General features: G+C 63.7%; 3 protein-coding genes and 1 pseudogene. 2 read left to right on the top strand and 2 right to left on the bottom strand.

Going from position 1 to position 4,806, the window contains the following annotated elements; translation table 11 throughout:
- A pseudogene (locus EN781_RS26075) lies at positions 1–198 on the bottom strand (sensor histidine kinase); the annotation flags it as partial.
- Between the two features lie 99 nt (positions 199–297).
- Positions 298–1,008, bottom strand: a complete 711-nt coding sequence (locus EN781_RS26080; protein ID WP_126055409.1) for a response regulator transcription factor — start codon at positions 1,006–1,008, stop codon at positions 298–300.
- Between the two features lie 752 nt (positions 1,009–1,760).
- Between EN781_RS26080 and EN781_RS26085 the strand changes: the two genes are divergently transcribed.
- Both EN781_RS26085 and EN781_RS26090 read left to right on the top strand, forming a co-directional pair.
- Positions 1,761–4,565: a hypothetical protein gene (locus EN781_RS26085; RefSeq protein WP_126055408.1), complete on the top strand. Its 2,805-nt coding sequence runs from the start codon at positions 1,761–1,763 to the stop codon at positions 4,563–4,565.
- Positions 4,566–4,621: 56 nt separating this feature from the next.
- On the top strand, positions 4,622–4,806 hold a 185-nt coding region (locus EN781_RS26090), incomplete at its 3' end, for a hypothetical protein (RefSeq protein ID WP_145965628.1).

Below are 4,806 nucleotides of genomic sequence, written 5' to 3' on the forward strand. Positions count from 1 at the left end.
GTCGGGCAGCAGCGGCGCGATCACGCTGTCGACATAGAGCGCCGTGGTCGCGGCGGAATTGGTTATCACGCCTTCGCGGATCTGCGAGGTGACCCACAGCCCGACCACAAACATCGCCGCCAGCAGCCCGACGCCGCCGGCAATGAAGAACTGCAGGGCGAGCGAAAGCCTGCCCCAGCGCTGCAAATATCCCCCCAAGAAAGTCCCGAGCAATCGCACCACCTCTCCCTGGCTGGGGAGATTATAGGCTTAGCGCGGCGTTTGCGACATCGACCTTTGTGCGGCCCACGCGGGTTTTCATTTGGCCGGGCGCGACAACAGTCTCGGACCGGCGGCGGAATCGGCTTTTGCCGTGCGTCCGCTCCGGGCCTCTGGCCCGATCTGGCCGGCGGCGAGCTGCAAAAGCTGGGCCCGCGAGGAGACCTGCAATTTGCGATAGATGTTGTTCATGTGGATCTTCAGCGTGCCCTTCGAAATCCCGATATCGAAGGCGATCTGCCCGTTCGGCCTGTCGGTGACGACCAGCCGGGCGATCTCCAACTCGCGGCTGGTCAGCCGCGACGACAGGTCATGCCACTTGGTCCTGCGCGCCGCCTCGCTTTGCATGGCCTCGCCGACCAGCTCGGCGGGCAGCCAGCGGCCGCCGGCGGCGACCCGGTGGAGGCATCTCAAGAGCGCGTCGATAGCAGCTTCCTTGAGCACGATGCCGGCAACGCCGGCCGCGACCGCGTCATAAAGCTGGGCCTGCGAGGCGCCGACCGTCAGGAGAACGCAAAGCGTCGCAAGCCCCTGCCTGCCGATCTCGGCGGCGACCTCGAGCCCGCTCATGCCGGGCATGCTGAGATCGAGCACGGCGACATCCGGTTTCTCCTGCCGGATCATCGCCATTGCAGCCGTGCCGTTTTGCGCCGATCCGACGATCCTGAAGCCGGGATCGCGGGCGATCAGGCTGGTCAGCCCGTGCAGCAGCAGCGGGTGATCGTCGGCGACGAGGATTGTCGCGACCATCGTCAGTCCGCCCCTGGTCCGTGTTCGGTCACGGTGACTTCTCCCCTGCGTGCCCAAAACGGGACGCTTCCTGTCATGCCGGAATCGATACGGGATCGCGGCTTGCACCCCCAGCGTGAAACCAAGCCGACGGAAGTAGCGTGGTCGCACAAATATTAGCAACTACTTAGTTAACCCCAGGCCGGGTGCCTTAGCAAGATGCGAGGCGATTGACGGAAAAGCTCAGGAGCCGCCCTGCCGATGCAGGCCTTTGTTCTTGCGACGCAACGAAGCGCGCGGGAAACTCTGGCGGCTTGAGCAAACGTCGCGACCCCCTTCGAGGAAAAGCGAGAATCCTCGAAAAGATATATTCGCGTGATCGCCGAATTTTACTTATGGCGACATCGTGATGGTTCCTATAACCGGGGTTATATGGACGCGCTCACTGCAACCTGCAAAGTATGGTTTGGGAAATATTAACGTCCAAGCGGTTGCTGATGACCGCGTGGGGGTTCGGGGCTTAGGGCGTGAGTATAGCAGTCAGTCCGACGGCGGGCCTGTCCCGCCATCCGGGGGGTGTTGTGTCTGGCGAAGGGGACTCCTCGCCGGTCTTTTCCGCGTCCAAAGCCGCCACCGTTTTTTCATGCAACGATCGCTTGCCGGCAGGGCCGCGCTGCGCGGACCACGGACGTTTGGCGCCGGCGCCGCGATCAGACTGGGTCTAGGGGACGGCGGCTCGGCCGCCGACCGCGCAACTTTGTGGAGGAAGTAACATGGCGGACATTGGCGGCGGCGTGCTTCTCGAAGCAACGACCATCGGATCGGGAACCGGGAACTACGATTCCTTTCTGCGCATTCAGGCGACGAGCGTCGAGGAGGGTTTCAACACCGATCAGAACGGCAACGTGCTCGACAACAAGGCCTCCTTCACGCACAGCCTGCAATTTGGCGATCTCCAGCCGATCAATGTCGGCGGCACCGACTACATCGAATTCCGGCTGGACCTCAACGAAAGCAACAACACCACCAACGGCGAGATCTCGCTGACCGACCTGAGGATCTACATCTCCGGTGCCGACGCCACGCTTGCCGACTACAACGCCGGTTTTGCCGGGTTCACCTCGATCTTCGATCTCGCCACCACGCAAGCGCTGATCGACGCCAACCACGGCTCGGGAACGGACGACTACCGGGTGCTTATCCCGGTCACCGCCTTCACCGATGCCGGCGTTACCGCAGATTCCTACGTGACGCTCTATTCGAGCTTCTCGGGGTCGAATGGCGGCTTCGAGGAGTGGCGCACCACCACGCTCAGCGGCGGCGCCGAGGACCAGCCGGCGATCGCCATCGACAAGATCACCATCGACGGCGCTGCGTCGGGCGACGGCCTGGTCGTGCTGGTCGACGAACCGATCAGCTGGCAGTACACGGTGACCAACACTGGCAATACGGCGCTGTCGAACATCGTCGTGACCGACGACCAGGGCGTGATCGTCTCGCCCGAGCTCAGCGGCGGCTTCAATGTCGGCGATCTCAACCATGACAACAAGCTCGACACCGACGAGACCTGGATCTTCACGGCTACCGGCACGGCCGTAAAGGGCGACTATTCCAACATCGGCTCCGTGTCGGGCGAGGGCGGAGGCACGACGGTCAACGACAGCGACGGCTCCAGCTATTTCGGCGCCGATCCGAAGATCGACATCGACAAGGTTACGGTCGACGGCGCGACGTCGGGCGACGGGCTGACCATCCTGGCCGGCGAGTCGATCTCCTGGAAGTACACCGTGACCAATCTGGGCAATGTCGCCCTGTCGGGTATCAATGTGACCGACGACCAGGGCGTAGTCGTTACGCCGGATCTCGTCGGCGGCTTCAACGTCGGCGACGCCAATCAGGACGGCAAGCTCGACCTCACGGAGACCTGGATCTACACCGGCACCGGTGTCGCCGGCATCGGCAGCTACAGCAATATCGGCACCGCCTCCGGCTCGTTCACCGACGATGCCGGCCACACCGCCAATCCCAGCGACACAGACCCCTCCAGCTATTTCGGCGCCGACCCGCAGATCAAGATCGACAAGGTGACGGTCGACGACACCGCCTCGGGCGATGGCATCAGCATCCTTTCCGGCGAGCCGATCTCCTGGAAATACACGGTGACCAACCTGGGCAACGTCGCGCTGTCGGGCATCAACGTGACCGACGACCAGGGCGTGGTGGTTTCGCCGGACCTCGTTGGCGGCTTCAATGTTGGCGACACCAACCAGGACGGCAAGCTCGACCTGACCGAGGCCTGGGTCTACACCGGCACCGGCGTCGCCGGCATCGGCGACTACAGCAATATCGGCACCGCCTCCGGCTCCTTCACCGACGATGCCGGGCATACCGCCACGCCTCAGGACACCGACCCCTCCAGCTATTTCGGCGCCGACCCGCATATCACGCTGGACAAGAAGACCAACGGCGTCGATCACGGCCTCAACATCTTCCAGGGCCAGCCGGTGACCTGGACCTACGACGTCAAGAACGACGGCAACGTCGCGCTGTCGAACGTGGTGGTGACCGACGACAACGGCACTCCTGGCATTGGTGACGATTTCCATCCGGCGGCGATCCTCTCCGGCGGCTTCAACTCCGGCGACGCCAACCAGAACGGCCTGCTCGACGTCGGCGAGACCTGGCACTACCAGGCCACCGGCACCGCGCAGCTCGGCGGCTATGTCAACAACGCCACCGCCACCACCGATGCCTATACCGATACGGCCGGCCATTCGCGCACGCCGAGCGCCACCGACAGCAGCGACTATGAAGGCTACTCCAACAAGGCGCTGACGCAGGGCTTCTGGGGGAGTCATACCGACGCCTGGGACAACATCCCCGGCAACGAAGGCAATCCCACCAAGAGCGCCGTCAAAAGCGGCGTCCTGTCCAGTCTCGACGTCAACCCGAGCGTCGACGACCCAGCCACCGTCGGCGTCGACGAGAGCAAATACCTGCTGCTTGGGGATGCGAACCACAACGGCTTGGTCGACGACGACCACAACCTGTGGATTTCAATCTCCCTGGCAAAATCCATTGAATCAAGTTCGACCAGCGGCGACGCGCGCGTCATCATGCTGCAGCAGGCGATCGCCGCCCAGCTCAACATCGACAACGGCGTGGCGCAGCCCTTCAACTTGATCGACGAAGCTGTGATGTGGCTGAAGGGCCAGGGCGCCTGGGCGAGCCTCGGCGTCAATCTCGACAGCAACAATGACGGCTTCATCGACACCAACGGCGCCGGCACGGCGTTGGCGGGCCCCGCGGTGAAGACCAGCTCGATCGCCTGGAACAAATATGTCGACGTCATCGACCCGGCATCCGGCATTGCCGACTGGAACGGCGGCCAGGAAGCCAATGGCGAGGGTCTGAAGAACGCGCTGATGTGGTTCAACCAGGATCAACTGGTGACCTCGGGGCCGGGCGGCAACGTCGGCTGGTTCAATGGCACCACCATCATCGACGAGCATCCCAACACGCTCGACCAGTTCTGGCTGACGCTGCATGAGGTGGGAGGCCTGACGGGCATCAAATGAGCTGGCGTCCGGCCTTTCGGCCGGCACCTCTCTGCTGCGTTGCCGCGTGAATTGGCATGGCAAAGGGTTCCGCCATCTTCGATCTGGCGCAGGCGCGGCTTCCCGGTCTCGGCTTGATCGCCTGCGCCATTCTGCTCGCCCTGGCCGGCGCGATTGGCGCGTTGCCGGCCTGGGTCTGGCTGATCCCACCGGCGCTGGCGGGCGCCGGCGCGTTTGCCTTGTTGCGTGCGCCCGGCAGCGC

The sequence above is a fragment of the Mesorhizobium sp. M4A.F.Ca.ET.090.04.2.1 genome (genome assembly GCF_003999085.1).
In the GTDB taxonomy this organism is placed as follows: domain Bacteria; phylum Pseudomonadota; class Alphaproteobacteria; order Rhizobiales; family Rhizobiaceae; genus Mesorhizobium.

Coding starts and splice junctions, on each gene's coding strand:
- EN781_RS26085 (WP_126055408.1), top strand. CDS start 1,761: ATGGCGGACATTGGCGGCGGCGTGCTTCTCGAAGCAACGACCATCGGA.
- EN781_RS26080 (WP_126055409.1), bottom strand. CDS start 1,008: ATGGTCGCGACAATCCTCGTCGCCGACGATCACCCGCTGCTGCTGCAC.